This window comes from Pseudomonas sp. 01L34 (genome assembly GCF_056400265.1).
Genome location: NZ_JBFTSX010000005.1, coordinates 62554 through 84858, shown reverse-complemented (window position 1 = coordinate 84858; position 22305 = coordinate 62554). Strand labels below are relative to the sequence as shown.

At 58.9% G+C, this 22305-nt stretch carries 16 protein-coding genes and 1 pseudogene; 4 read left to right on the top strand and 13 right to left on the bottom strand.

What is annotated here, in order from left to right:
• Nucleotides 1–101: 101 nt before the first annotated feature.
• Nucleotides 102–419, top strand: coding sequence for a DUF3509 domain-containing protein (locus AC1DQM_RS15885; RefSeq protein WP_018927151.1), 318 nt, complete (start codon nucleotides 102–104; stop codon nucleotides 417–419).
• Here the strand turns inward: AC1DQM_RS15885 and AC1DQM_RS15880 are convergent.
• Entirely contained in the window at nucleotides 416–916 is a 501-nt protein-coding gene (locus AC1DQM_RS15880) for a phosphate-starvation-inducible protein PsiE (RefSeq protein WP_018927152.1), read from the bottom strand. The two genes, AC1DQM_RS15885 and AC1DQM_RS15880, sit on opposite strands and share 4 nt — an antisense overlap.
• Before the next feature lie 316 nt (nucleotides 917–1232).
• On the opposite strand from AC1DQM_RS15880, the pseudogene AC1DQM_RS15875 reads away from it, so the two are divergent.
• Nucleotides 1233–1472 (top strand): annotated as a pseudogene (locus AC1DQM_RS15875) (YebG family protein); the annotation flags it as partial.
• 173 nt (nucleotides 1473–1645) lie between these two features.
• On the opposite strand, the gene AC1DQM_RS15870 reads toward AC1DQM_RS15875, so the two are convergent.
• The 4 genes from AC1DQM_RS15870 to AC1DQM_RS15855 form a co-directional block, all read right to left on the bottom strand.
• The gene (locus AC1DQM_RS15870) at nucleotides 1646–2755 is read right to left on the bottom strand and encodes a dihydrolipoamide acetyltransferase family protein (RefSeq protein WP_477746478.1); all 1110 of its coding nucleotides are present in this window, start codon (nucleotides 2753–2755) and stop codon (nucleotides 1646–1648) included.
• Between the two features lie 40 nt (nucleotides 2756–2795).
• Nucleotides 2796–3782, bottom strand: a complete 987-nt coding sequence (locus AC1DQM_RS15865) for an alpha-ketoacid dehydrogenase subunit beta (protein ID WP_086944719.1) — start codon at nucleotides 3780–3782, stop codon at nucleotides 2796–2798.
• Entirely contained in the window at nucleotides 3775–4869 is a 1095-nt protein-coding gene (gene pdhA / locus AC1DQM_RS15860; protein WP_019647692.1) for a pyruvate dehydrogenase (acetyl-transferring) E1 component subunit alpha, read from the bottom strand. Before pdhA ends, AC1DQM_RS15865 begins: the two co-directional genes overlap by 8 nt.
• A gap of 116 nt (nucleotides 4870–4985) precedes the next feature.
• Nucleotides 4986–6005 carry a Glu/Leu/Phe/Val dehydrogenase family protein gene (locus AC1DQM_RS15855; RefSeq protein WP_018927157.1) on the bottom strand — a complete coding sequence of 340 codons (1020 nt, stop codon included), beginning with the start codon at nucleotides 6003–6005 and terminating at the stop codon, nucleotides 4986–4988.
• Nucleotides 6006–6188: 183 nt separating this feature from the next.
• On the opposite strand from AC1DQM_RS15855, the gene AC1DQM_RS15850 reads away from it, so the two are divergent.
• Nucleotides 6189–6992 carry a SirB1 family protein gene (locus AC1DQM_RS15850; RefSeq protein WP_477743251.1) on the top strand — a complete coding sequence of 268 codons (804 nt, stop codon included), beginning with the start codon at nucleotides 6189–6191 and terminating at the stop codon, nucleotides 6990–6992.
• A 29-nt stretch (nucleotides 6993–7021) separates the two neighbouring features.
• Here the strand turns inward: AC1DQM_RS15850 and maiA are convergent, their stop codons facing one another.
• Genes maiA through hmgA form a run of 3 tightly spaced genes read right to left on the bottom strand, consistent with a single transcriptional unit; the run spans nucleotide 7022 to nucleotide 10285 of the window.
• Entirely contained in the window at nucleotides 7022–7657 is a 636-nt protein-coding gene (gene maiA, locus AC1DQM_RS15845; protein ID WP_477743250.1) for a maleylacetoacetate isomerase, read from the bottom strand.
• A gap of 12 nt (nucleotides 7658–7669) precedes the next feature.
• Nucleotides 7670–8977 carry a fumarylacetoacetase gene (gene fahA / locus AC1DQM_RS15840; protein WP_477746477.1) on the bottom strand — a complete coding sequence of 436 codons (1308 nt, stop codon included), beginning with the start codon at nucleotides 8975–8977 and terminating at the stop codon, nucleotides 7670–7672.
• A 3-nt stretch (nucleotides 8978–8980) separates the two neighbouring features.
• Complete coding sequence (gene hmgA, locus AC1DQM_RS15835; protein ID WP_064620233.1) at nucleotides 8981–10285, bottom strand: homogentisate 1,2-dioxygenase; 1305 nt, start codon at nucleotides 10283–10285, stop codon at nucleotides 8981–8983.
• Nucleotides 10286–10403: 118 nt separating this feature from the next.
• Between hmgA and AC1DQM_RS15830 the strand changes: the two genes are divergently transcribed.
• Nucleotides 10404–11186, top strand: coding sequence for an IclR family transcriptional regulator (locus tag AC1DQM_RS15830; protein ID WP_086944716.1), 783 nt, complete (start codon nucleotides 10404–10406; stop codon nucleotides 11184–11186).
• Nucleotides 11187–11238: 52 nt separating this feature from the next.
• Here the strand turns inward: AC1DQM_RS15830 and AC1DQM_RS15825 are convergent, their stop codons facing one another.
• The 5 genes from AC1DQM_RS15825 to AC1DQM_RS15805 form a co-directional block, all read right to left on the bottom strand.
• Complete coding sequence (locus AC1DQM_RS15825) at nucleotides 11239–14682, bottom strand: dermonecrotic toxin domain-containing protein (RefSeq protein WP_477746476.1); 3444 nt, start codon at nucleotides 14680–14682, stop codon at nucleotides 11239–11241.
• Between the two features lie 163 nt (nucleotides 14683–14845).
• Nucleotides 14846–17398, bottom strand: a complete 2553-nt coding sequence (locus AC1DQM_RS15820; RefSeq protein WP_477746475.1) for a LuxR C-terminal-related transcriptional regulator — start codon at nucleotides 17396–17398, stop codon at nucleotides 14846–14848.
• Between the two features lie 140 nt (nucleotides 17399–17538).
• Nucleotides 17539–18906, bottom strand: coding sequence for a DUF1329 domain-containing protein (locus tag AC1DQM_RS15815; protein WP_018927165.1), 1368 nt, complete (start codon nucleotides 18904–18906; stop codon nucleotides 17539–17541).
• A gap of 23 nt (nucleotides 18907–18929) precedes the next feature.
• Nucleotides 18930–20723, bottom strand: coding sequence for a DUF1302 domain-containing protein (locus AC1DQM_RS15810; protein ID WP_026286500.1), 1794 nt, complete (start codon nucleotides 20721–20723; stop codon nucleotides 18930–18932).
• Nucleotides 20724–21309: 586 nt separating this feature from the next.
• Nucleotides 21310–22221 (bottom strand): SDR family oxidoreductase, encoded by a 912-nt coding sequence (locus tag AC1DQM_RS15805; protein WP_477746474.1) that lies wholly within the window; start codon nucleotides 22219–22221, stop codon nucleotides 21310–21312.
• Nucleotides 22222–22305: the final 84 nt, after the last annotated feature.

Below are 22305 nucleotides of genomic sequence, written 5' to 3'. Positions count from 1 at the left end.
GAAGAAAGCGCATGAACATGGAAGGCCGGTGGTCTGGTATTGCGAACTAATCCCGATCACAGCCGTCAACAACTGCACGTTCAATCAGGCGGTGACGCATTATGGACAACCCTTTTCAGCTCATTACCGATGCTTTTGCAGCGGATTATCAAATCAACCTGAGCATCCAGGGCCTGGACGGCAGCATCATGCTGACCCTCTCCAACGCTGGCCGCGTGGTGGCTAAACGGATGATCAGCGCCGAACAACGCAATGACCCCAAGCGCCTCAAACGCCTGGTGCAAAGCATTCAATTCGGCATCGCCATCGAACAGGGTCAATGCGCCGTGGCCATCCTCGAAGCCATGACCGACGGCGACAACCGTAAGCTGCCGCCGCCACAGGCCAAAGCCCGGCCCCGACCTGAAATCGGGTATTAAAGTTCGCCCTTCTCCACTTCGGGATGTTCACCGGAACCCGCACCGATCTTGCGTTGCGGGTGTTCGATCTTCACCGAAGGAAATTGCGACGAGGCATAACGCACCACCAGAATCGAAAACGCCAGCAGCAGGATCCCGCCGCACAGGTAAATGATCCCCAGGTCCGGCGGATTGTGGTGCGAGACGTTGGAGATCAGCAGCCGTGTCAGCGCGGTGATCGCCACGTAGATCAGGAACCGCACCGGCATGTGATTGGTCTTGAAGTAAATCCCGACCATCGCCCCCAGTTCCAGGTAGATGAACAGCAACAGGATGTCATCGATCTTGATGTGCCCCTGCTCCAGCATCCCGATGAACTCCATGACCGCCGCCCAGGCAGTCACCGCACCGATGGCGAACAGCGCCAGGTAGTGGAAGGTCTCGACGAACAGGTTGCCCAGGGACTCGGCCAGTTGGTGCACGTTCTGCCGCAGGTTCTCGGCCCAGTTGATTTTCACGATGATTGTTCCTTAGCTCGGTTCGAGCGGATGATGCGGGTTGGACGTGACGGTTGTTCTGCATGCAGAAAAAAGGCCAGGGGTTGCCTGCCACATGATGGCGAGGTGCTTTAAAACACGCTCCGTGGCGTTTGGTCGCAGGTCAACACCAAACCTGTAGCCGCGAATGGAGCGCCACCGTTCACCTGACAAACCCCGAATCCGGTCTACATTAAAAAGCCACTACCCAAAGCTCAGGGATTCGCTTATCCTTTTCGCTGTATATAGATACAGTAGTCGCAAAGACAACTAAATGTGAAGGCATGTGAGGTGGTGAATGGCCGTCGAAGTGGTATACCGCAGCAGCCGAGATCTGGAGCGCTTGTTCATGGATAAAGCCGAAGCTGACCGTCATGACAAAATGCTCGAACTGGCCGAATTGCTGGCTGAAGTGTTGCAAAAAGCCGTTCCGTCCCTGACCGAGCAGCAAGTGGAAGAAGCCGGGATCTACATGGCGAAGAACCGCGACGTGTTCGCCAAGGCGTTCAAGAGCCAGCCGGACGCACTGTCCGAATTGCTCAACGTGCCGGCTGAAGTCGCTAAACCTGTTGAAGTGGCTGCACCTGTTGAAGTGGAGCAAGCTGAGCCGACCAAGCCAGCCAAAGCCGCCAAGACGCCGAAGTAAGCAATGCCCGAATTGAATAGGCCCTGAGTCCAATGGCTCAGGGCCTTTTTCATGCTCGCAGAAAATCAGGCGTCAGGTTGCTCCAGTGCGTCGACCAACGCCTTGAAAAACCGCGCCGCCTCGCCGCCGGTGACCACGCGGTGATCGAAGGTCAGGGACAGCGGCAGGATCGGATGCACCGCCACCGCCCCCTCGACCGCCACCGGTTCATCGCGGATCGCCCCGGCGGCGAGGATCGCCACTTGTGGCGGCACCACCACCGGGTTGGCGTAGCGACCGAACAAGGTGCCGAAATTCGACAGAGTCAGGGTCGCACCCATCATTTCCTTGGGCGGAATCGAACGCGCCTGCACATCGGCGCGCAGGCGCATCACACCTTCTTTCAAATCCGCCGACGTGCGATTGCCGACATCGCGCAGCACCGGCACGAACAAACCGTCCGGTGTATCCACGGCAATGCCCAGGTCGAGCCGTTCGTGTTGTTTGAGCGACAGGGTTTTGCCATCGAAGCCGCTATTGAGCACTGGCTCCACCGCGCAGGCCGCCGCCATGGCTTTGGCCAGACGAATCAGTGGTTCTCGCGCCTGCCCCCAGCGATGCAGATCGGCATCGCCGAAAATCGTCACCGGCACCACTTCGGCGTGGGACCTGGCCATGTTCAGCGCCATGCTGCGCCGCACACCGCGCAGCTTCTCACCGCCGAAACGCTCGCGTTCCGTCTGGGCCGCATTTTCCACATCGCTGCGGGTGATCTGACCGTCCTGGCCGGAGCCGACCAAGGCGCTCAGTTCAACGCCCAGTTGTCGCGCCAATTGACGCACTGCTGGCGTGGCGCGGTTCGCCAGGTATTCGCGGGTCGAAGGCGCGGTGCCGATAAAAAAGGCATCCTCCTGATTCGCGCCGCCGCCCTCAAGCCGTCCGACCACGGTGCCCGCATCCGCTTCGCCTTCGTAACCGAGCAACGGCTCCCCCACATGCAGGATGTCGCCCTCGCCGCCGAAGGTTTTCGCCACCACGCCGTCGTAAGGCGCGGGAATGTCCACCAGCGCCTTGGCGGTTTCCACCGACACCAGCAATTGGTCAGCCTTGACGGTATCGCCGACCTTGACGTGCCAGCGGACGATTTCCGCCTCCTGCAAGCCTTCGCCCAGATCCGGCAGTTTGAAATATTTCATCGCAATCTCCTCGGCCTCTGGCGTTTCTTCAAGGGCTTCTTCAGGCGTGGCGCAACACGGTGTCACAGGCGTGAAGAATGTCCTCGACGCCAGGCATGTACAGCGATTCCAGTCGATACAGCGGTGGCGGGATGTCCGGCGCGGTGACTCGCTGGATCGGTGCCTGCAACTGCAGAAACACCCGTTCGTAGAGACTGGCGGCGATTTCCGCGCCGACCCCGCAGGAGCGCGGCGCCTCATGCACGATCACGCAGCGACCGGTCTTGCGCACCGAGGCCTCCATCGTGTCTAGGTCCAACGGTTTGATGCTGGCGACATCGATCACTTCCGCCGAGATGCCCTGCTCGGCCAACGCCGTGGCGGCTTGCAGGGTTTCCATCACACTGGCGCCCCAACTGATCAAGGTGATGTCGCTGCCTTCGCGCAGGGTGAAACAGCTGTCCAGCGGCAGGCGTTTGCCGTCATCCAACAACGGTTGCGGGTTCATGCGATAGAGTCGGGTCGGTTCAAGAAAGATCACCGGGTCCGGGTCGTCGATGGCCGCGAGCAACAAACCATAGGCCCGAGCCGGCGAGGACGGGATCACCACCCGCAACCCCGGAATGTGCGCGAACAGTGCTTCGGTGCTTTCGCTGTGATGTTCCGGCGCACGAATCCCTGCACCCATCGGCGAGCGCAGCACCATCGGGCAGGTGAGCCGCCCGCGCGTGCGGTTGCGCATGCGACTGGCGTGGGACACCAGGTGCTCCATGGTGGCGTAGATAAACCCCATGAACTGGATTTCCACCACCGGTTTCAAGCCTTGGGCCGCCATGCCCACCGCCAGCCCGCCGATCATGGTTTCGGCCAGCGGCGAATCGATTACCCGCTTGAAACCAAAGCTGTCGCGCAGGCCCAGCGTGGCGCGAAACACGCCACCGTTCACCCCGACGTCTTCCCCGAGGACGATAACGTTCTCGTCCTCGCGCATGGCCCGATGCAACGCCAGATTCACCGCCTCCAGCAGCGTTACCTTGCCGTTACTCATGGCCCGAACCTCCCGTCCGGCGCGCCACTCGTTCGAGGAAGTCTTCACGCTGCTCGGCCAGGGCTTGTGGCCACTGGGCGTAGACATGATCGATCACTGATGCCGGCGCCTGCAGGCCCGCCGCTTCGAAGTTATCCACAGCAACCTGCACCAACCCCTGGCATTCGCTGATCAGCGCCTGCTCGCGACTTTCATCCCACACGCCCTGCCCGACCATGAAACGCTGCAGACGTTTGATCGGTTCTTCGAGCCAGGCTTGCTTGACCTCGTCCGCCGACCGGTAGCGTGTGGCATCGTCGGCCGTGGTGTGATCGCCGAGGCGATAACTCAGGCATTCGAGCAACACCGGGCCTTTGCCGTGGCGCGCCCGTTCGAGGGCCGCTTGCACGCGGTCATACACGGCGAGTATGTCATTGCCGTCGACTTGCTCGCCGTGGAACCCGGCGCCAATGGCTTTCTGCGCCAACGTGGGAGCACCGCACTGAATTCGTCGCGGTACCGAAATCGCCCATTGGTTGTTGTTGACCATGAACACCACCGGCAACTGCCAGGCGCCAGCGACATTGAGGGCCTCGAGAAAATCACCTTTGCTGGTGCCGCCATCGCCGCAGGTGGTGACGGCAACCCGATGCTCGCCACGGATCTTGAATGCGCTGGCGACGCCGCAGGCATGCAGGGCCTGGGTGGCAATCGGCACACAGATCGGGAAATCCTGCGCCACCGCCGGGTCGACAAAGTCGCTGCCACGCTCATCGCCGCCCCAATACAACAGGATTTCTTCCATGCGCACGCCACGCATCAGCTGCACGGCGGTGTCGCGGTAATACGGGATCAGCACGTCTTCGGCGTGCATCAGGCTGCCGACCGCAACGCCAATGGCTTCCTGGCCCAGGGTCGGCGCGTAGGTACCGATGCGCCCGGTGCGTTGCAGGGCGACCGCTTTCTGGTCAAAAAGGCGGGTCAGGACCATCTGCCGATACAGGCGCGTCAACAGATTGAAGTCGTCGGCCCAGGGAGGGAGATCGCAGAGCACCTGGCCGTCAGGGGATAAAAAACGGGTGTAGGGCAGCTCAACCTTGTGAAGCATCACAGGGCTCCTGGCACGCGGGGTCGGCGTGCGATTGTCAGGCCCGACGTTTGTGGCGCAGGGCTTGGGGAGCAAGTTGGCCGGATAAGCACTCACTCCTTTATCGATTCAAACGTTTACCGGTACAGCACTTTCTCTGCCAACTCATCCGCTACCCTGGCCGGAGAACGTTTTTCCGCCTGGGCATGGGCAAAGACTTCGGTCAGCCGTGAACTGATTTTCGACAGGTGCGCGGTGATGGTCGTCAGCTCTTCCCCACGGTGTTTGAGCGACACGTAGATCAGCCCGCCGGCGTTGATCACGTAATCCGGCGCATACAGAATGCCCCGGCGTTCCAGCTGATCGGCGACTTCCAGATGGGTCAGTTGGTTGTTTGCTGAACCTGCGACCGCCGAGCAGCGCAGCTGCGTCACGCTGGTCCTGTTAAGCACACCGCCCAAGCCACAAGGCGCGAGAATGTCGCAAGGGGTGCTGAGCAGCGCTTCGTTGGCGATCGGATGAGCGCCCAACTGCTCCATGGCCAGTTGTACTTTGCCGTGATCGATGTCGCTGACCAGCAGCTCGGCGCCAGCCGCGTGCAGCTGTTCGGCCAGGGCATAACCAACATTGCCCAGGCCTTGAACGGCAATGCGCAGCCCTTCCAGATTATCGCTGCCCAAGCGGGCCATGGCGGTGCTGCGAATGCCGGCGAATACGCCCATGGCGGCATGCGGTGCTGGGTCCCCCGCAGCGGTGGTGCTGGTGACGAATTGCGTATGTTGGGCGATGCAGTCCATGTCCGCCACCGAGGTGCCGGCGTCGATGGCGGTGATGTAGCGACCGTCGAGCTGATTGATCCAGCGCCCGAACGCTTCGAATACTGCGGCGCGGTTTTCCACATGGGCCGGGCGAATAATCACCGCAACGCCACCGCCCTGAGCCAGGCCAGCCAGGGCCGCCTTGTAACTCATGCCTTGGGCGAGGCGCACAGCATCCTCGATCGCGGATTCATCGCTGGGGTAGGCAAGGTAACGACACCCGCCCAAGGCAGGTCCCAAGCGGCTGTTATGGATGGCAATCACCGCCTTCAACCCGGTGACCGGATCGACGCTCAGGTGCAGCGATTCAAGGCGAGTGCTTTGCATGAGAGCGAACATCGTAGGGCTCCCGAATCACTTCTTGTAGTCGCCAGTATAGGCTTGCGCACAAAAATTGCAGAAGCGCACAGGAATAAGCAGCACGGCTTTAAAGGTTTTCGGACATAACCTGTTACGGCCTGTGTTCAGCACTGGACGAAAGCCTGCGACGGGGCTAAAACGAGGCATTCCCCGGAGATTTTGATGACCCCGCGCCAACGCTTTTTCGACTGTCTGCAACGATCACCGCCCGCGCTGTTCGAGGCGGCGTTGTGGATCGCCGTCGAACACGATAAAGAGCTGAATCCCGAAACTGTGCTGGCGGACTTCAAGGACCTGCAACAGCGGGTCAGCTACGGATTGCCGATGCTGCCGGTAAATGAGTTGGCGCAACCGTTGTTGCGGCGCATGAATGACCTGGGGTTCGCCCAGGACGACTTCACGCCCTTGCGCCCGCAAGTGGCGTTGCTCCATAAAGTGCTGGAACGCCGGCGCGGCCAGCCATTGGCGCTGGGCCTGATTGCCCTGGAGCTGGCCAGAAGACTGGAAATCCCCATGGTCGGGGTCAACTTCCCCGGGCATTTCCTGCTGCGGGTGCAAGGCGCCGATCACCTGCTCGACCCGTGCGGCGGGCGCCGGCTGTACCCCAACGATTGCCGTGAACTGCTGCAACGCCAGTACGGCCCGAACATGCAGCTCAGCGCCGAGCATTTGCAGACCGCCGAACCTGCGCAGATGCTGCAACGGCTGTCACGCAACCTGCGCCAGTTGTACCTCACGAACGATGACTACATCGACGCCCTGATCGACGCCGAGCGCGTGCTGGAGCTGGGCAACGCCAACGCCTCCGACTACCTGGCCCGGGCCAGCCTCTATCAACGGCTGGACTGCCCGAATGCCGAGCGTTTTGACCTGGAACACGCGCTACTGCTCTGCGACGACCCGATTCAGCAGATTCGCCTGACCGAGCGGCTGGGGCACCTTCCGCCCAACGCCATCATCCATTGATCGCCCCACATTGGGTCGATGTGAAGCCATTAAGGGGTGTCAGGCTGGTTCGCCGGATGGGCCAGGAAGAAGGCTGGATGTGTCGCCGCAAGCGCCGCCACTCGCCGAATTCGCGGGTAGGCCTCAAGGGAAATATTGAAGCGCTCGGCCGCATACAACTGCGGGATCAAATAAACGTCCGCCAGCCCCGGTTGCTCGCCAAAGCAGTAACCGCTATCACCAATCAACTGCTCCACCGTCGCCAACCCTTGACTGATCCAGTGACCGATCCACTCGACCACCTGCGCCTCATCGTGCCCCAACTGCCGCAGCTTATTGAGCACGCTGACGTTATGCAGCGGGTGAACATCGCAACCGATCACCGCCGCCACGCCACGCTCGTGGGCGCGGGCGGCGAGGTCTTTGGACAGCAGCGGCACCTGTGGATAACGTTCCTCCAGGTACTCGATGATCGCCGGTGACTGAATCAGCAATTCACCTTCGTCGGTGCGCAAGGCCGGCACCCGGCCTTGCGGGTTGATGCCCAGATACGCCGGTTGCCGATGTTCGCCCCCCTGCGGCGCGATCAGGTTGATCGGCAGTGCCTGGTAATCCAGCCCCTTCAACGCCAGCGCAATGCGCACCCGGAAAGACGAGGTCGAACGGTAATAGGTATAGAGTTCCATGGGCCGATCCTCTTAGCGCGCCGGCAGCACTTTGCCGCGGCATTCGCCGAAACCGATGGAAGCAAAACCCTCACGGCTGCAACGTCCCCGCAGGATGATTTCGTCGCCATCCTCGAGGAATTTACGCACCTCGCCCGAGGCCAGTTCGATCGGCTTTTTACCGCCCTCGGTGATTTCCAGCAGGCTGCCGAACTGACCGCTTTCAGGGCCGGACAACGTGCCCGAACCGAACAGGTCGCCGGCCTGCAACTGGCAGCCGTTGACGCTGTGATGCGCCACCATCTGCGCAACGGTCCAGTACATGTGTTGGGTGTTGCTGAGGGTCAGGCGATGGGCCGGCAGATTCTGTTCGCGCATCGATTCGGTCAGCAGCAGCACTTCGAGTTCGATGTCGAAGGCACCGGTCGCCTGATCACGTTTGTCGAACAGGTAAGGTAGCGGCTGCGGATCGCCTTCAGGGCGCGCAGGCTGCGCACGACGGAACGGTTCCAGCGCTTCGGCCGTCACCACCCACGGCGAAATGCTGGTGATGAAACTCTTGGACAGGAACGGCCCCAGCGGCTGGTATTCCCAGGCCTGGATATCCCGCGCCGACCAGTCGTTGAGCAGGCAGAAACCGGCAATGTGATCGGCGGCGTCACCGATGGCGATCGAGTCACCCATGGCATTGCCCGGACCGATCCAGATACCCAGTTCCAGTTCGTAATCCAGGCGTGCGCACGGGCCAAACGTCGGCTCGATCTGGCCGGCCGGCAGGGTCTGGCCTTTCGGACGCCGCACGTCGGTGCCGGACGGGCGAATGGTCGAGGCGCGACCGTGATAACCGATCGGCACGTACTTGTAGTTCGGCAGCAACGGGTTATCCGGGCGGAACAGTTTGCCGACATTCTGCGCGTGCTCGATGCCGACGTAGAAGTCGGTGTAGTCGTTGATCTTCGCCGGCAGGTGCATCTGGCAATCCGCCGCCAGCGGCAGCAGTTTTGCGCCTTGGGCTTCGATCTTGCCGTGCAGGGTGCTGCCTTCCTTGAACAACTCGATCAAGCGTTCACGCAGGGCGACGCGAGCCTCGCGACCCAGCTCGAAAAACGCATTCAACTGGCCGCCACGGGTGGCTTCGACGGCGGTCCGCGCGGCACCGTCGTCGAACAGCCCGGCATCGAGTGCCGCTCCCAGATCAAAGATATGGTCGCCGATCGCCACGCCACTGCGCGGCGCTCCGCCCTTCACGCTGAACACACCCAACGGCAGGTTTTGCAGCGGGAAATCCGCGTGGCCGTTGGCGGAGGCAACCCAGCTACGAGTGATGGAAGTCTGAGTCATGGGTTATCTCCGGGTCGGGTCGAAAGTGGCGGGCAACGAGGCCCAGCAGGCGTCGTAATCGTTTTGCAGCTGTGGGCAATCCAGGGCGAACCGGCTCGGGCGCAGCACCTGGCTGGTCTCGAACATGAAAGCCATGGTGTTGTCGATTTTAGCCGGCGCCAGTTCAGCGTTGATCGCCTTGGTGCAGGTCTCGCCATCGGGGCCGTGAGCACTCATGCAGCTGTGCAACGAGGCGCCGCCCGGCACGAAACCTTCGGCTTTGGCATCGTACTCGCCCTTGATCAGGCCCATGTATTCGTTCATCAGGTTGCGGTGGAACCACGGCGGACGGAAGGTTTTCTCGGCCACCATCCAGCGTGGCGGGAAGATCACGAAGTCGAGGTTGGCCAGACCGTGCACGCTGGTCGGCGAGGTCAGGACGGTGAAAATCGACGGATCCGGGTGATCGAAACTCACCGTGCCAATGGTGTTGAAGCGACGCAGGTCATATTTGTACGGCACGTTATTGCCGTGCCAGGCGACCACGTTCAGCGGCGAATGATCGAGCTCGCAGCCCCACAATTGGCCGAGGAATTTCTGCACCAGGGTGGTCGGTTGCTTGAGGTTTTCGTAATGCGCCACCGGGGTCAGGAAGTCGCGAGGGTTGGCCAGACCGTTGCTGCCGATCGGCCCCAGGTCCGGCAGGCGCAGTGGCGCGCCGTGGTTTTCGGCCACATAGCCCCGCGCTTGCGGATCGAGCAGTTCGATGCGGAATTTCAGCCCGCGAGGCAGCACGGCGATTTCCAGCGGTTCCAGCTCCAGCACGCCCAGTTCAGTGGCGATGCGCAGGCGGCCCAGTTCCGGTACCAACAGCAGTTCGCCGTCGGCGTTGAAGAACACCCGCTCCATGGACCGGTTGGCGCGGTAGTTATAGATGCTGATCCCGGCCGGTTTATCCGCGCCCGAATTGGCGGCCATGCTCACCAGCCCGTCGATGAAATCGGTGGGCTCGGTCGGAATGTCCAAGGGGTTCCAGCGCAGGCGATTGGGGGTCACTTCACCCAACGGACCACCGGCCAGTTGCCGATCCAGTTTGACGAATGCCGGGTGATTGGCCGACGGCTGAATGCGGTACATCCAGGTCCGGCGTGCTTCGCTGCGGGCCATGGTGAACGCAGTGCCGGAGAACAGCTCGGTGTACAGGCCGTAAGGGGCTTTTTGCGGGGAGTTCTGGCCGATTGGCAGTGCGCCGGGCAACGCTTCGCTGCTGAATTCGTTGCCAAAGCCTGACTGATAAGCCAGCGCTGGCGCCGTTGAATCGAGGTTCATGGAGCCTCCTGAACGGGAAGTTATTTTTATCGTAATTCAATTACGCATAACGTAATTTGATTGGTATTGACCGTCAAGCTATAAAGACGCCCATTCGTCCCGGGATCACACCGCCTCCATGACCAGCGAAAGCAACGGTAAACAGAAAGTCCGCTCGGCCGAAGTCGGCACCGACATCCTCAAGGCCCTCGCCGAGCTGTCGCCCTCGACCTCGCTGTCGCGTCTGGCCGAACACGTGCAGATGCCGGCGAGCAAGGTTCACCGTTATCTACAAGCGCTGATCGCCAGCGGTTTTGCCGAACAGAACCCCGCCACCAACCATTACGGCCTGGGCCGTGAAGCGCTGCGAGTCGGCCTGGCTGCCCTGAACAGTATGGACGTGCTGAAAGTCGCCGCTCTGCCTCTGGCCGAGTTGCGTGATGACTTGAATGAAACCTGTTTTTTAGCGGTGTGGGGCAATCAGGGCGCGACGGTGGTGCACATCGAGCCGGCGGTGCGAGCGGTGACGGTGGTCACGCAATTGGGCTCGGTATTGCCGTTACTCAGTTCATCCACTGGCCTGGTATTTGGCGCTTACCTACCAAAGCGGGAAACCGTGGACTTGCGCGATCAGGAACTTCACAACACCACTGACCACATCTTGGCGGACGATCAGACCTATGCAGCCTTATGCGAACAGATCCGCGAACGCGGCCTGCATCATGTGCATGGGTTGCTGATGCCGGGAGTGGATGCGTTGTCGGCACCGGTATTCAACGCAGCAGGGAATGTAGCGGCGGTCATGACCATCGTCGGTCCGACCTCACTGTTTCACGCTGACGAAAACGGCCCGGCGGCGCAGCGATTGCTGGCAGCGACGCGGGCCGTGAGTTGGCGGATGGGTTACCAGGTTGAACCATGACGTAATAAAGCGGAAATATCACCGCCCGCTATTAATCCACTCTTTTCCCTGCTCAGCGAATAGAGGTTGTTACCGAACCGGTTGTATTCGCGAGAGACCGACCCGCCACATAGGTCAGATAATTTACGCCGACCTCAACACCGGTAACGGTTGAAACGATTCCGGCAAAATCGTTGATTCTGGAAAGGAGACTCAGGCCGGCATTTGCACCGCCAATGCCCGCAACGGTACCCACATAGAGAGAAATCAACCCGACCCATGCAGCTGAAAAATGCCCGTTTGCCTGTTTTTCATACCCGTTGTGGTGAGCGATTACCCCTAGCACAATTGATCGCGTTGCCTTCAATAACGTGGCTGCGACCCCGACCGGTGGAATGAAGAGCGAAACAATGTCCACCGCAAATTCGGCAACAATTAGCGTGTCGCGCCAGAATGCTTCGGAAAGACTGGTCGTCTGGTCATCCGTCTCGGCGATGAAAAGCTCGATCATCGGCGCGTAGTCATCCGATAAGCGGATAGGCCGTCCGGGTGTTAGCGTGAAATCATGGTATCCCTTCAGAACCTCGAACAAATAAGCGCGCACAACCTCTTGATCTCTACTTCGGACACTTTTAACAATATCCCATCGCGCGTGCATCTTCAGTTCCGCGGCATAAGATTCCAGTGAAACAAAGTTCTTGCCATCGTAAGCCGCTGGCAGATAAATAATCTTTTCAGTTGTGCCTTTGCGAGCAAAGACGTACCCACCTTCAACGCGCTTGCCGTTGACGACAAACCTGTAGACTTCGCCATTGGCAGTATTTGCAGTAATGTGCAACTCTTCGAGCACCGCATTCAGCCAGGTATATTGCTCCACGCTCAAATTGCCTTGCATTCTCTGAGTCAGAGCATCGAACTGGAGTTTGTTTTGCTTGAGCTTGCCATACACCTCAGGTCTTGTTGAGAGATCTCCGACCCCGGGATTGAGGAAAGTGCGCTTCAAATAATCGATGTATTGATCCCCTGGCAACACTCCAATCAAGTCGTTGATCACTGTTGCACTCAGCCTTCCCACCGAGGTGCCGTCTCTTGACCTGAACGTAGCCGTTCTCAATTGATCACGAACATTGACCAGACTTTTGACCACCGTGTCAAACCACGCAAGAGCCTTTACAAAAGAACTGGTGTCGCTGCGCCAGATTTCCCAATTAATAAACAGTTGAGTCAGGGTCATTGGCTGATGACCTGCAATTGTGATCTCAACCTGGTCCGGATCGATTTCCGGGTGTGGCCCCGAGCGACGTAAATAGTCATTGACTCGCTTTTTCACCAATTCCCGAGCAAACACCTGAAACGGCTGTACATTCACCTTATCTTTCGCCAGTTCATAAATGGCGCTTTGTTCAGTAGTCAGTCGAGCCAGGCATTGCCGTTCAGACAGCTTCGCTTGCCTGAACCAACCAGGCGTAACAAATTCGACCTCGTACTGCGCCCATGCCAGTAACTGCCTGACACTGTCTTCAAAGCGTCTTTGGGGAAGAGACAGCCATGTAACGGTATTGATTCTTGACCCTTGACCAGCTATGGCCGCTGCTCCAGATTTATTTATTTCGTCATCCAGCTTGCTGCGATCCTTCAAGTGGCATTGATCGATCAAGTAATCCTTACCGCCTGGAACAAGCACCCATTTCGCAACGTGCTCCTTGAGCAACCAAACATTATCGAATTCAAACCAGTCTTTACCTTCCGGAGCGCCTGGCGCATATAGCACACAAGGAACAAGGGCACCATTGCTTTTAGACGTATAAACGGTGAGTTCCTTGAATGCCTGATAATCATCACGAAAAGAAAGACCATGAGTGGTCAATGATGTATCGCCGAGATTGCAACGTTTCACCATATCCAGACTTTGCGCCTTCAAATGACCTTGCAGCCCGGCGGCGAATACCGACAAGGCCGTCACTCTTGCCAGGTTTTCATGGATAGCGTCTTGTACTTCTGGCTCTTTATAGGCAGCGTTCCGCAGCGCTGCGTACTTCATCCGCACATCGAGCGTTTCGATGGCCGACTCGATGAATGAAGGGGTCAAATCCCGCGCATGTTCGCCGTTGATCTTGAGCTGATAGCGGGCGGCTTTATCATGCAAACCGTACATAAAAAGTTCGGTTAACGTTTTCGTTTCTTGATGCCTGATTTCCTTCACGCCCATACGGAAATTGTAGTTCAAGGTCACGAGGACAAAATCAGGATCGACATGCAGTGCAGCACGCCGAAAAATAAAGTCTTGAACACTGTTTCGTGTATAGGCTTTCAGCGACGCGACATGACCCACTCGTTGATGCAGATCTACTTCACTTTGAAGCAGGGTGCGCTCCAGATCGACATAAATCTTCTGGTCCCTTTCGCTACTGCGCTTCAACCATTCAGGCCACGCATTTTTACTGATCAACTTGATCAGCGCGGCGGTGCGATGTTTCGCATTTTCAAGCAGCTCCTTCAAGGGCAGGAGGGCGTTAACTTCTCGGATCACATTCTCCTTGTCCGTGCGCGAGCCACTCAACCCCTTGAGTTGACGACTGATGTCAGCACGTTGCTTTGCCAACAGCGCGTCTGTGCCAACACCGAATACATCCGTATCAATTCGTGGATAACGAATCTCTGGATCAGCCTCGACCTTCTGCGCGTCTTCAACTGCCAAGTCCTTCAGCAATTCGCCACGACTCGCTGGCGTACTCAGGCGTTTCCGGACTTCTTGATGCAGCGCTGCCGACGTAGCGAACTTTTCCACCCCTGCATTTGCCGTATATAAAATCATGGCACTGTCCGCCGCAGGAACAATCGCCCCTGACGACTGACCATCCAGACGCATGACAAAAGCCGAAGCCAATGTTTTGAAGACGCCATCGTGCAGTTGGACAGCAACGCCATAAAATGCGCTGGGAACCAGAGGACCGGTCAACGCGAAAATCTTTTTTTCGTCTTCCGGTGTGACACCGCCCTCTTGCGTTACGCTATTCAATTCCTGCCAGAAGAGTTTGACTGCATAACTTCGCAGAAGGCCTTTACGCATCACGTTGTTGCCCATATTACGTGCCCAGTACTGATCCAGCGCCACGACAAACTTTGCAGGCAACGTCCGGAGCAATTCGGCGATAAATTGACTCACTGTCCCAATATCCAGATCAGCGTGTCGGGCGCTTTCGTCCGTATCGTTCAGCCAATCGTACACACCATATTGGTCTGGATTATAATTCGGTGCACTTCCGCGCAGCAGACACTCCATCAATACATTATTCAGTGAGCCTGTCGGCTCTTGGGCAGTCGCAGCACCGCGATAATTGATAAACACCCTGGAAACATAGAGTTCCGGCACCAACCGCCACATGTCCTCCGCCAGACAATCTTGTAGCAAAGACGCAAATGACGGGATGAGGCTCAATTGCTCGGACAATTGTTCAACGGCCTCGTTTACGCCGATAAATTTATTTGAAACCGATTCGAGTTTATTACCTTCCATAAATACATAATCCTGATTTAGTCAATTGAAAGCGGCGCACTTTGCACACACCAACTTTCAGCGAAACTAAATCAAAAAAAACCAACATCACAGTCGAATTTCTTTTCGACTTATGTTGCAGCGACAACAATGTCGTGCCACAAACAGCCAATCAATTGTTACATCACGCCAACAACCCAAGCAATCGTGCTTGGGCAACTGCGTGAGTTCTGCGCTCAACGCCCAACTTACCGTGAATGCGTCGAGCATGCGTTTTGACCGTATGTAACGAGATGAATAATTGCTCGGCAATCTGTTGATTCGAATTACCCAACGCAATCAACTTTAGTACTTCGACCTCGCGCTGACTAAGCGGATTATTACCTCCTGTATATGCCACGCCTTCAATGTTCGGCTCCGTCATTCCCAGTGCCGACAGCAGGTCAGGCTGGCGTAATTGAAGTTCGCGCAGCGCCTGCCGCAAACCACATCGCTCCACCAGATTTAATCCACTGCGTAAAAACTCGTTGGCACTGACCAGGTCACTATTCAACCAGGCGACTTCGGCCCTGGCGAACAACAGTTCCACCTCCAGCGTCAACTGAGCGGAGCGCTTCGACTGATCAAGCAGGCGAGCGAGGATGTTCAATGGGGCCTCGCTCCGGTGCAAATAGACTTGGGCCAACACCAGCAGGTACTCAATCCGGGCAATCAGCAGCAAAGTTGCCGGAGGTGCTTGCCGCGCCTGGCCCAGATAGTGGCGCAAGACGCGACTCAGCGCCTCACAGGCGAGTTCTGGCCGGCCCTGCTGCAGCCAGAAATGGCTGCTGACTTGCAGCAGTACGCCACGATAAACGGTGTCAGGACTCTGCCGCTGCTGCATCAACCGTTCAGCATCGCGCAGATGAGCAAATGCCAAGTCATAGTCACGTTGATTGGCCGCCAATTGCGCAAGCCCCAGAAAACCGTACAGCACCCGCTTGTCGTGATTGCGCAGGCAGATCCGCAAGCCACTTTCAAACAACTCGCTCGCCTGTGCATCGCGTCCCAGGGACAGATTCAAACGGCCACGCTGCAACGCCAGTCGTCCGAGCAAAGGTTCGGCATCGCGTTGCTGCCTGGTGAACATGGCGTGAACATTGGCAAGCAAGTCCTCGGCACGTTGGAGAGCACCACGCTGCTCCAGCAATTGCGCATGGTCCAGTTCCAGCAGTCCTTCGAAAACCAGTGAACCTTGCGCACGCGCCAGGCACAACGCTTCACGATTCATTGCCTGGGCGACTTCCAGCTCCCCACGCAGCAATGCTTGCTGGGTCAGCCCCGACAAGCACATCACACGTACAGTCCAGAGTTCGGGACCAAGGTCCTTCAGCGCATCGAGAAAATGCGCACGCGAGCCCTCCATCCGCCCCTGCAAATGCAACAGCCAACCCTGCTGGGCCTGCCACCGTGCGATCAGCTGCCGTTGCAGAATCGCCGACGGCTGCGGGACGAATCGCGACAACTGCTCGATACAGGCTCCGGCTTGCTCAAACCGCCCCGCAAACAGCGATGCCGCCGTGATCAGCCCGATCAGTTGCGGCGAGCCGAGCATCAGCTCCTCGCCTTGTTGCTCATGCAGACGCAACAACAGCACCACTGTCTGCTCCTCGAACAGATGCTCGAAACTGAAGTGCTGCAACAGGCTGACCGCCACTTCGTATTCCTCGGCGAGCAATGCCTGTTCGAAGGCTGATTTCCAGTCCTGCTCGGCGCAGAACCACTGGCAGGCCCGCCGATGCCAGGAGCGTCCGGCCGGCCATTGCTCATCGCGCAGCAATTGGGTGAACGGGGTGAAAACCTGCAGCCAGTCGGTGGAGTCGCGCCAGGGTTCGATAAAACAACCCAGTGCTTGCAAGGTCCTCAGGTACTGCGCGCCCTCCCCGGCCCCAAACAGGTGATCGCACAGTCGGGCATTGAAGCGTGGCAAGTGGGCCAGCACGCGCCAGGCCTCGCTCAACTCAGGCGTCAGCGAGCTGAACAACTCGTGCTCCAGATAATCGAGCAAAGTGTCCGCCCGTCCCTGGGGAGTGTCCTGACGCGACCAGTCGCACTTCTGCAACAGTGCGATCCGCACACCGGCACACCAGCCGCCGGTGCGCTGGATGACCCGACTGGCCACCTTGTTGGCCTGGTCCGGCACCCAGGGACGCAACAGCTGCTCCACTTCACCTGAAGTAAAAGCCAGCGAAGCGCTCTCGCACTCGTACAATTCATCATCAAGCAACAGCCGTGGCCAGTTGCATTGCGGCCGGCGGCGAGTGCCGAGCCACCAGGTCAGCATCGGGCTGCCGATCGCCAACATGCGATCCAGCAACGAGTCCAGCTCCGGGTTCGGCAGACGGCAGTAGTCATCGAGGAACAGCCAGGTCGGCGTCTGCAATCGCGCCAGATTGCTCAGCAATTCGTTTTCACCCGACGAGGCCAACCCCAGCACCTCAGCCAGACGATGACGAAAATCGGCCGCGCTCGACACCACGCCAGACAAGGGCAGCCAATGCACCCGGCACTGGGATGGCGCCCGCAACAGGCACTCGGCGAGCAGCGCACTCTTGCCGCTGCCGGCGGGGGCGCAGAGTAATTTCACCCGGGCCGTTGAGGTCAGTAGCGGCTCGGTCAAGCGAGCCCGCGACAGGTGATGAGAGGACAGGCGGGGCAGGAATCCAGAACGGTCCAGACACGGGGTCATGGCGGTCATTGCAGCGTGCCTTTTTATAATTGTCCGACAACCCTAACCCTCTCCAACCCGCTTGTTGAGAGGTATTCAGCGCGCTGATTGGCGCCCATAAAAAAGGCGACCCACCGGTCGCCTTTTGTGATGCAAATGTATCAAAACCCTTACCGAACGCCCTCGGCGCGCAGAGCCGACGGTGTGTAGTCGGCAGCCTTGGCGTCAAAGCCAAATATGAAACTGTGCTTCTCTTCGTTCTTCATTCCCAGGGCAATGTATCGGCCAGCGATGATGTCGTAGAGCGCCTCGAGGGTGTAGGCCGGAGTCTGGTGATCGTAGTAGTACTGGGCGTGACCTTCGGCCACTCGCCACAGTTGGCCGCGACCGTCGTAGTGGTCCACCAGCGCCACTTGCCAGCTGTCTTCGTCGAGGTACATGTGGCGTTTGGCGTAGATGTGCCGCTCACTCGGCTTGACCGTGCCGACCACTTCCCAGACCCGGTGCAACTCGTAGCGGGTCAGGTCCTGGTTGATGTGCCCGGCTTTCACCACGTCATCGTACTTGAGGCTCGGCGAATCGAGTTTGTAGCTGTTGTAGGGAATGTACATTTCCTTTTTGCCGATCAGTTTCCAGTCGTAGCGATCTGGCGCACCGGAGAACATATCGAAGTTATCCGAAGTCCGCAGGCCGTCAGCGGCGGTGCCTGGTCCGTCGTAGGCCACTTGCGGTGCACGGCGCACTCGACGTTGACCGGCGTTGTAGATCCACGCCAGTCGCGGCTCTTTCACCTGGTCGAGGGTTTCATGCACCAGCAATACGTTACCCGCCAGCCGCGCCGGCGCGGTTACCGACTGTTTGAAGAAGGTCAGCACATTGGCGGCTTTGTCCGGGTCCAGGTCCTTCATCAGTTGCGGTACGGCGATCTCTTCCTCGAAGCGAATCGGCGTGTAGCTGCCGTTGGTCTGCGGGGTCACCTGGGTGATGATCCGTCGCAGATTACCGCCGTGGTAACGGGTGATGTGGTTCCACAGCACTTCGACGCCATTCTTCGGAATCGGGAACGCGTAATAGCGATTGCCGGTGAAATTGGCCAGGCCGTTACCGTCGTTGATGCTGGTTACGTTCAGCGCGCTGCGCTTGGCCGACTCGTAGATTTCCGGCGGCACGGCCACAGTACGGTGGGTTGGGTAGACCGGAATCTTGTAGGTTTCCGGGTAGCGCTTGAACATCGCCACCTGACCGTCCGAAAGCTTGTCCTTGTACTTGTCGACCGTTGCAGCGGTGATGGTGAACAGCGGCTTTTCACTGGCGAACGGGTCAGCCAGGAAGCCTTTGCTGTCGACCGCGCCAGCGTTTTTCGGGATGCCACCGGTCCAGGCCGGGATCGAGCCATCGGCGTTGCCGGCCTTCTCGGCGCCCAGCGGCGTGAGGGTGGTGCCGAGCTTATTGGCCTCTTCCGGCGAGACCGCAGCCATCACGTTGGCGGCCAACAGACTCAGTGCCAGGGCGCCGCATTGCAGAATCATCTTGCGCATTAACATCATCCTTCTCAGCCAGATCAGAAGTTCACGCCGAAGCTCAGCGCCAGGAAGTCGCGGTCGGTCAGGGTGTTGTAATTCCCGCCGAAAAAGTCGGTGTAACTCAAGCTTGCGGTATAGGTGTTGCGGTAGTCGGCATCGACACCGACGCTGATCGCCTTGGCGCCTTCGTTGAACAGCCCGTTGGGGCCGTAGCCGGCGACGTCATGGGACCAGGACAGGTTGGGTTTGAGGTTGATCCCGCCAATCACGTTGGCGTAATCGAGGATCGCCCGGGCGCGATAGCCCCAGGAGGTCGAGGTGACGAAGCCGTCGGTATCGCCACCGAAACCGTACTGGCCGTAGACCGAATCACGGCCGTAACGCAGCTTGCTCCGCGGCTCAAGACCACCGACATGGACCATCGCCGCTTCACCGACCAGGGTCAGCCGTTGGGCGCCCAGCACTTGATCGAAGAAGTGCGTCAGGGTGCTTTGCACCTGGGTCACTTCCTTGCGGCGGTAACCGGTATTGTCGGCGCCAGGCCGGGTCGCAACAGGCGATGCCGCGCCGCCGGCGATCGGGTTGAGCAACGCCAGGGTCAGGTCGTTGGTGTTGACCTGCACCGGAGCGTTAGGCCGGTAGCTGATTTCGCCGGTCCAGGCAGTACCGGTGGGCAACGTGGTGGAAAAACTCGCACCGTACAGGCGAATGTCTTCCGGGTATTCGAGGTAGTACTGGCCGCGCCCGAGCATTACGCTTTGCGCCAGGCCCGAACCGCTGCCCGGGGCCAGACGGTTGGCAGTGCTGACCATACCCGGCAGGCTGGCCAATGTGGACAGCCCGGCGGTGGTGGTGCCGACGGTCGGTGTGCGACTGTGGTAGTTCATGAAGTAGAGGCCGTATTCGGTGTCGTCACCGAGCCAGCGCAAAGCCGCGCCCCACTGCCCCGAATCCCGTGCATCGCGGTCACCGCCACGGGGCACGATCACGCCCTCACGGGTGACCTGGATAGGTTGGCCAAAGGCTGCCGCCAGTGGTGCAAGCGGTGCAATCGCCGGGCTGCCGACGGTGTAGTTGTTGTTGCAACCGTCCGCCACCACGTCGTTACCGAAGAAGGTGCCGCAGTTGTCTACGACGGTCTGGTCCCACTCCAGTTGGTAGAAACCTTCCACCGTGAGTTGATCGGTCAAGCCCTGGGAAGCGAACAACATGTTGACCGGAATCAGGCCTTCCTTGATCTCAGCGCCGGGACGCCGGAACGCCGAAACGTCGACCGGGTTGATGCTGTTGATCGAGTTACCGATGAAGGTGCTTTCACCCCAGCTGACCACCTGTTTACCGGCACGCACGGTGCCCGGCAGATCGGCGATGGAATAGTTGTGATAAACGAAGGCATCGAGAAGCTCCGCCCCGGAAGACTTGGCGCCTTCCTTGCGACCGCTGTCGCTGATCTGCTTGAACTCGCGGTCTTCGTCTTTGAGCTCGAAGTCGTACCAGTACTTGCCACGGACGAACACGCCGGTGTCGCCGTACTTCAATTCGAGGTCGTGGATGCCCTTGAAGATCTTGGAGAAGGTTTCGCCTTTCTTGAAGTTCAGGCGTCCGTCATCACCGGTCGAAGACTGGCCTGTCCCGCCATTGACGGTACCCACCAGCGACTTGTCGGCATCGCGCATGCCCCAGCTCGCGCCGACGGACAACGAGGAATCGAACTGCCCCTCGATTTCGCCGATGTTGAATGAAACAGCCTGCGCCTGGGCACAGCAGCCCAAGGCCACCGCAGCGGCCAGCGCTTGCGGTTTGAAGATGGCGCGCATTGTTGTTTTTGTCATGCGTCTTCCCCGGTGAGTGACAGAAGACCCCACCCTACTGCCGCTCGCCGGGAGCGATAAGCGCACCAAGGAGGTATTCGCGATGTACCTCCAAAGGATGAAGGCCCGCATGGGGCGGGGTTTTGCGCGGGGTATGGATGGGCTGGATGGAGGGTTATCAGTGCAGTGCATGGGACATGGTTGAAGTTGGATGTGTAACAGCTGGCGCAGCTAGCGGCAGCTGTTACAAAAGGTCAGCCGAAGACTGTTGCCAAGACTGTAACAGTGCATGTCAGAAATCGCTATTTTTCCTTTGTGATCAATACCTTATTCTTGCCTGGCTTTCACGGAAAACGGCCCGAAAGCACAAAGAACGGGGATGATAGACCACCCCGTTGGCGACAGAATCCAGATGATTCGAAGCGTATTTTTTCGACTCATCGCCCTGTGTTCACTGACGTTGATTTGTAGCTCCTGGATCCACGTCTTACTTTGGCCGCTGCGTTTGCAGCGGCCTTTTTTATGGGCGAAAGGCTTTCAGGCAGGGAGTAGTCGGGAGGGGATGACGGGGCTCAGGCAAGCCCCGCCAGATGTCGCGCAATCAGCGTCAGAGGGAATACTTCTGCAAGTTCTCCATCATTTCCTTCAGCGCCTCAATGTTGTCCTTCGGATGCGCCGCGCCTTCGAAATCGCAGATCTGCTGCCAATGCGCCGCCACATCCTCCGGCGAGAAACCGACCCGCGGATCGAACCCGGCGCCCAGGCTGCGCTCCCAGCGCACCTTGCCCATCCAGCCGCCACCGACCTCGAACAGCCCCGACGTTTCCTGGCATTGCGCGCTGGCCAGGTACACCACCAATGGGCTGACCAGTTCCGGTTTGAGTTGCTCGAATACTTGCGGCGGGATCAGGCCTTCGGTCATGCGGGTGCCACCCGTGGGGGCGATGGCATTGACCAGGATATTGTTCTTGCGGCCCTCGATAGCCAGTGTGCGGGTCAGGCCGTAGAGGCCGAGTTTGGCCATGCCATAGTTTGACTGCCCGAAGTTGCCATAGATGCCCGAGGTCGACGCGGTGAAGATCACACGGCCATAGTTTTGCTCACGCATGTGTGGCCAGGCGGCGCGAGTGACCTTGTAGGCGCCTTCGACGTGAACGCGGTAAACCAGGTCCCAGTCGCTGTCGTCCATTTTGTGAAAGGTCTTGTCGCGCAGGATGCCGGCGTTGTTCACCACGACATCGATACGACCGAACGTATCAAGGGCGTGCTGGACGATTTTGTCTCCGTCGGTGACAGAGTCATGATTAGCCTCGGCGATGCCACCCGCTTCACGAATTTCCGCCACCACCCGATCAGCCGCCGATGCATTGGCGCCTTCACCCTGAGCCGAGCCGCCGAGATCATTGACCAGCACTCTGGCACCCTGTTTGGCGAACAGCAATGCATGCGCTCGCCCCAAGCCGCCGCCTGCACCGGTGACAATCACGACTTTATCTTCGAAGCGCACAGACTCATTCATGGGGAACTCCAGCAGGCCAGGGACTATGAGTGCGAGTGTCGGGCACGGGGCTGCCGGTCACAATGAACACGGGGGCGGCTGAAT

Bases quoted from the DNA above. Each gene is read 5' to 3' on its own strand.
- AC1DQM_RS15885 (WP_018927151.1), top strand. From the start codon at position 102: ATGGACAACCCTTTTCAGCTCATTACCGATGCTTTTGCAGCGGATTAT.
- AC1DQM_RS15870 (WP_477746478.1), bottom strand. From the start codon at position 2,755: ATGAAATATTTCAAACTGCCGGATCTGGGCGAAGGCTTGCAGGAGGCG.
- AC1DQM_RS15865 (WP_086944719.1), bottom strand. From the start codon at position 3,782: ATGAGTAACGGCAAGGTAACGCTGCTGGAGGCGGTGAATCTGGCGTTG.
- pdhA (WP_019647692.1), bottom strand. From the start codon at position 4,869: ATGCTTCACAAGGTTGAGCTGCCCTACACCCGTTTTTTATCCCCTGAC.
- AC1DQM_RS15855 (WP_018927157.1), bottom strand. From the start codon at position 6,005: ATGTTCGCTCTCATGCAAAGCACTCGCCTTGAATCGCTGCACCTGAGC.
- AC1DQM_RS15850 (WP_477743251.1), top strand. From the start codon at position 6,189: ATGACCCCGCGCCAACGCTTTTTCGACTGTCTGCAACGATCACCGCCC.
- maiA (WP_477743250.1), bottom strand. From the start codon at position 7,657: ATGGAACTCTATACCTATTACCGTTCGACCTCGTCTTTCCGGGTGCGC.
- fahA (WP_477746477.1), bottom strand. From the start codon at position 8,977: ATGACTCAGACTTCCATCACTCGTAGCTGGGTTGCCTCCGCCAACGGC.
- hmgA (WP_064620233.1), bottom strand. From the start codon at position 10,285: ATGAACCTCGATTCAACGGCGCCAGCGCTGGCTTATCAGTCAGGCTTT.
- AC1DQM_RS15830 (WP_086944716.1), top strand. From the start codon at position 10,404: ATGACCAGCGAAAGCAACGGTAAACAGAAAGTCCGCTCGGCCGAAGTC.
- AC1DQM_RS15825 (WP_477746476.1), bottom strand. From the start codon at position 14,682: ATGGAAGGTAATAAACTCGAATCGGTTTCAAATAAATTTATCGGCGTA.
- AC1DQM_RS15820 (WP_477746475.1), bottom strand. From the start codon at position 17,398: ATGACCGCCATGACCCCGTGTCTGGACCGTTCTGGATTCCTGCCCCGC.
- AC1DQM_RS15815 (WP_018927165.1), bottom strand. From the start codon at position 18,906: ATGCGCAAGATGATTCTGCAATGCGGCGCCCTGGCACTGAGTCTGTTG.
- AC1DQM_RS15810 (WP_026286500.1), bottom strand. From the start codon at position 20,723: ATGACAAAAACAACAATGCGCGCCATCTTCAAACCGCAAGCGCTGGCC.
- AC1DQM_RS15805 (WP_477746474.1), bottom strand. From the start codon at position 22,221: ATGAATGAGTCTGTGCGCTTCGAAGATAAAGTCGTGATTGTCACCGGT.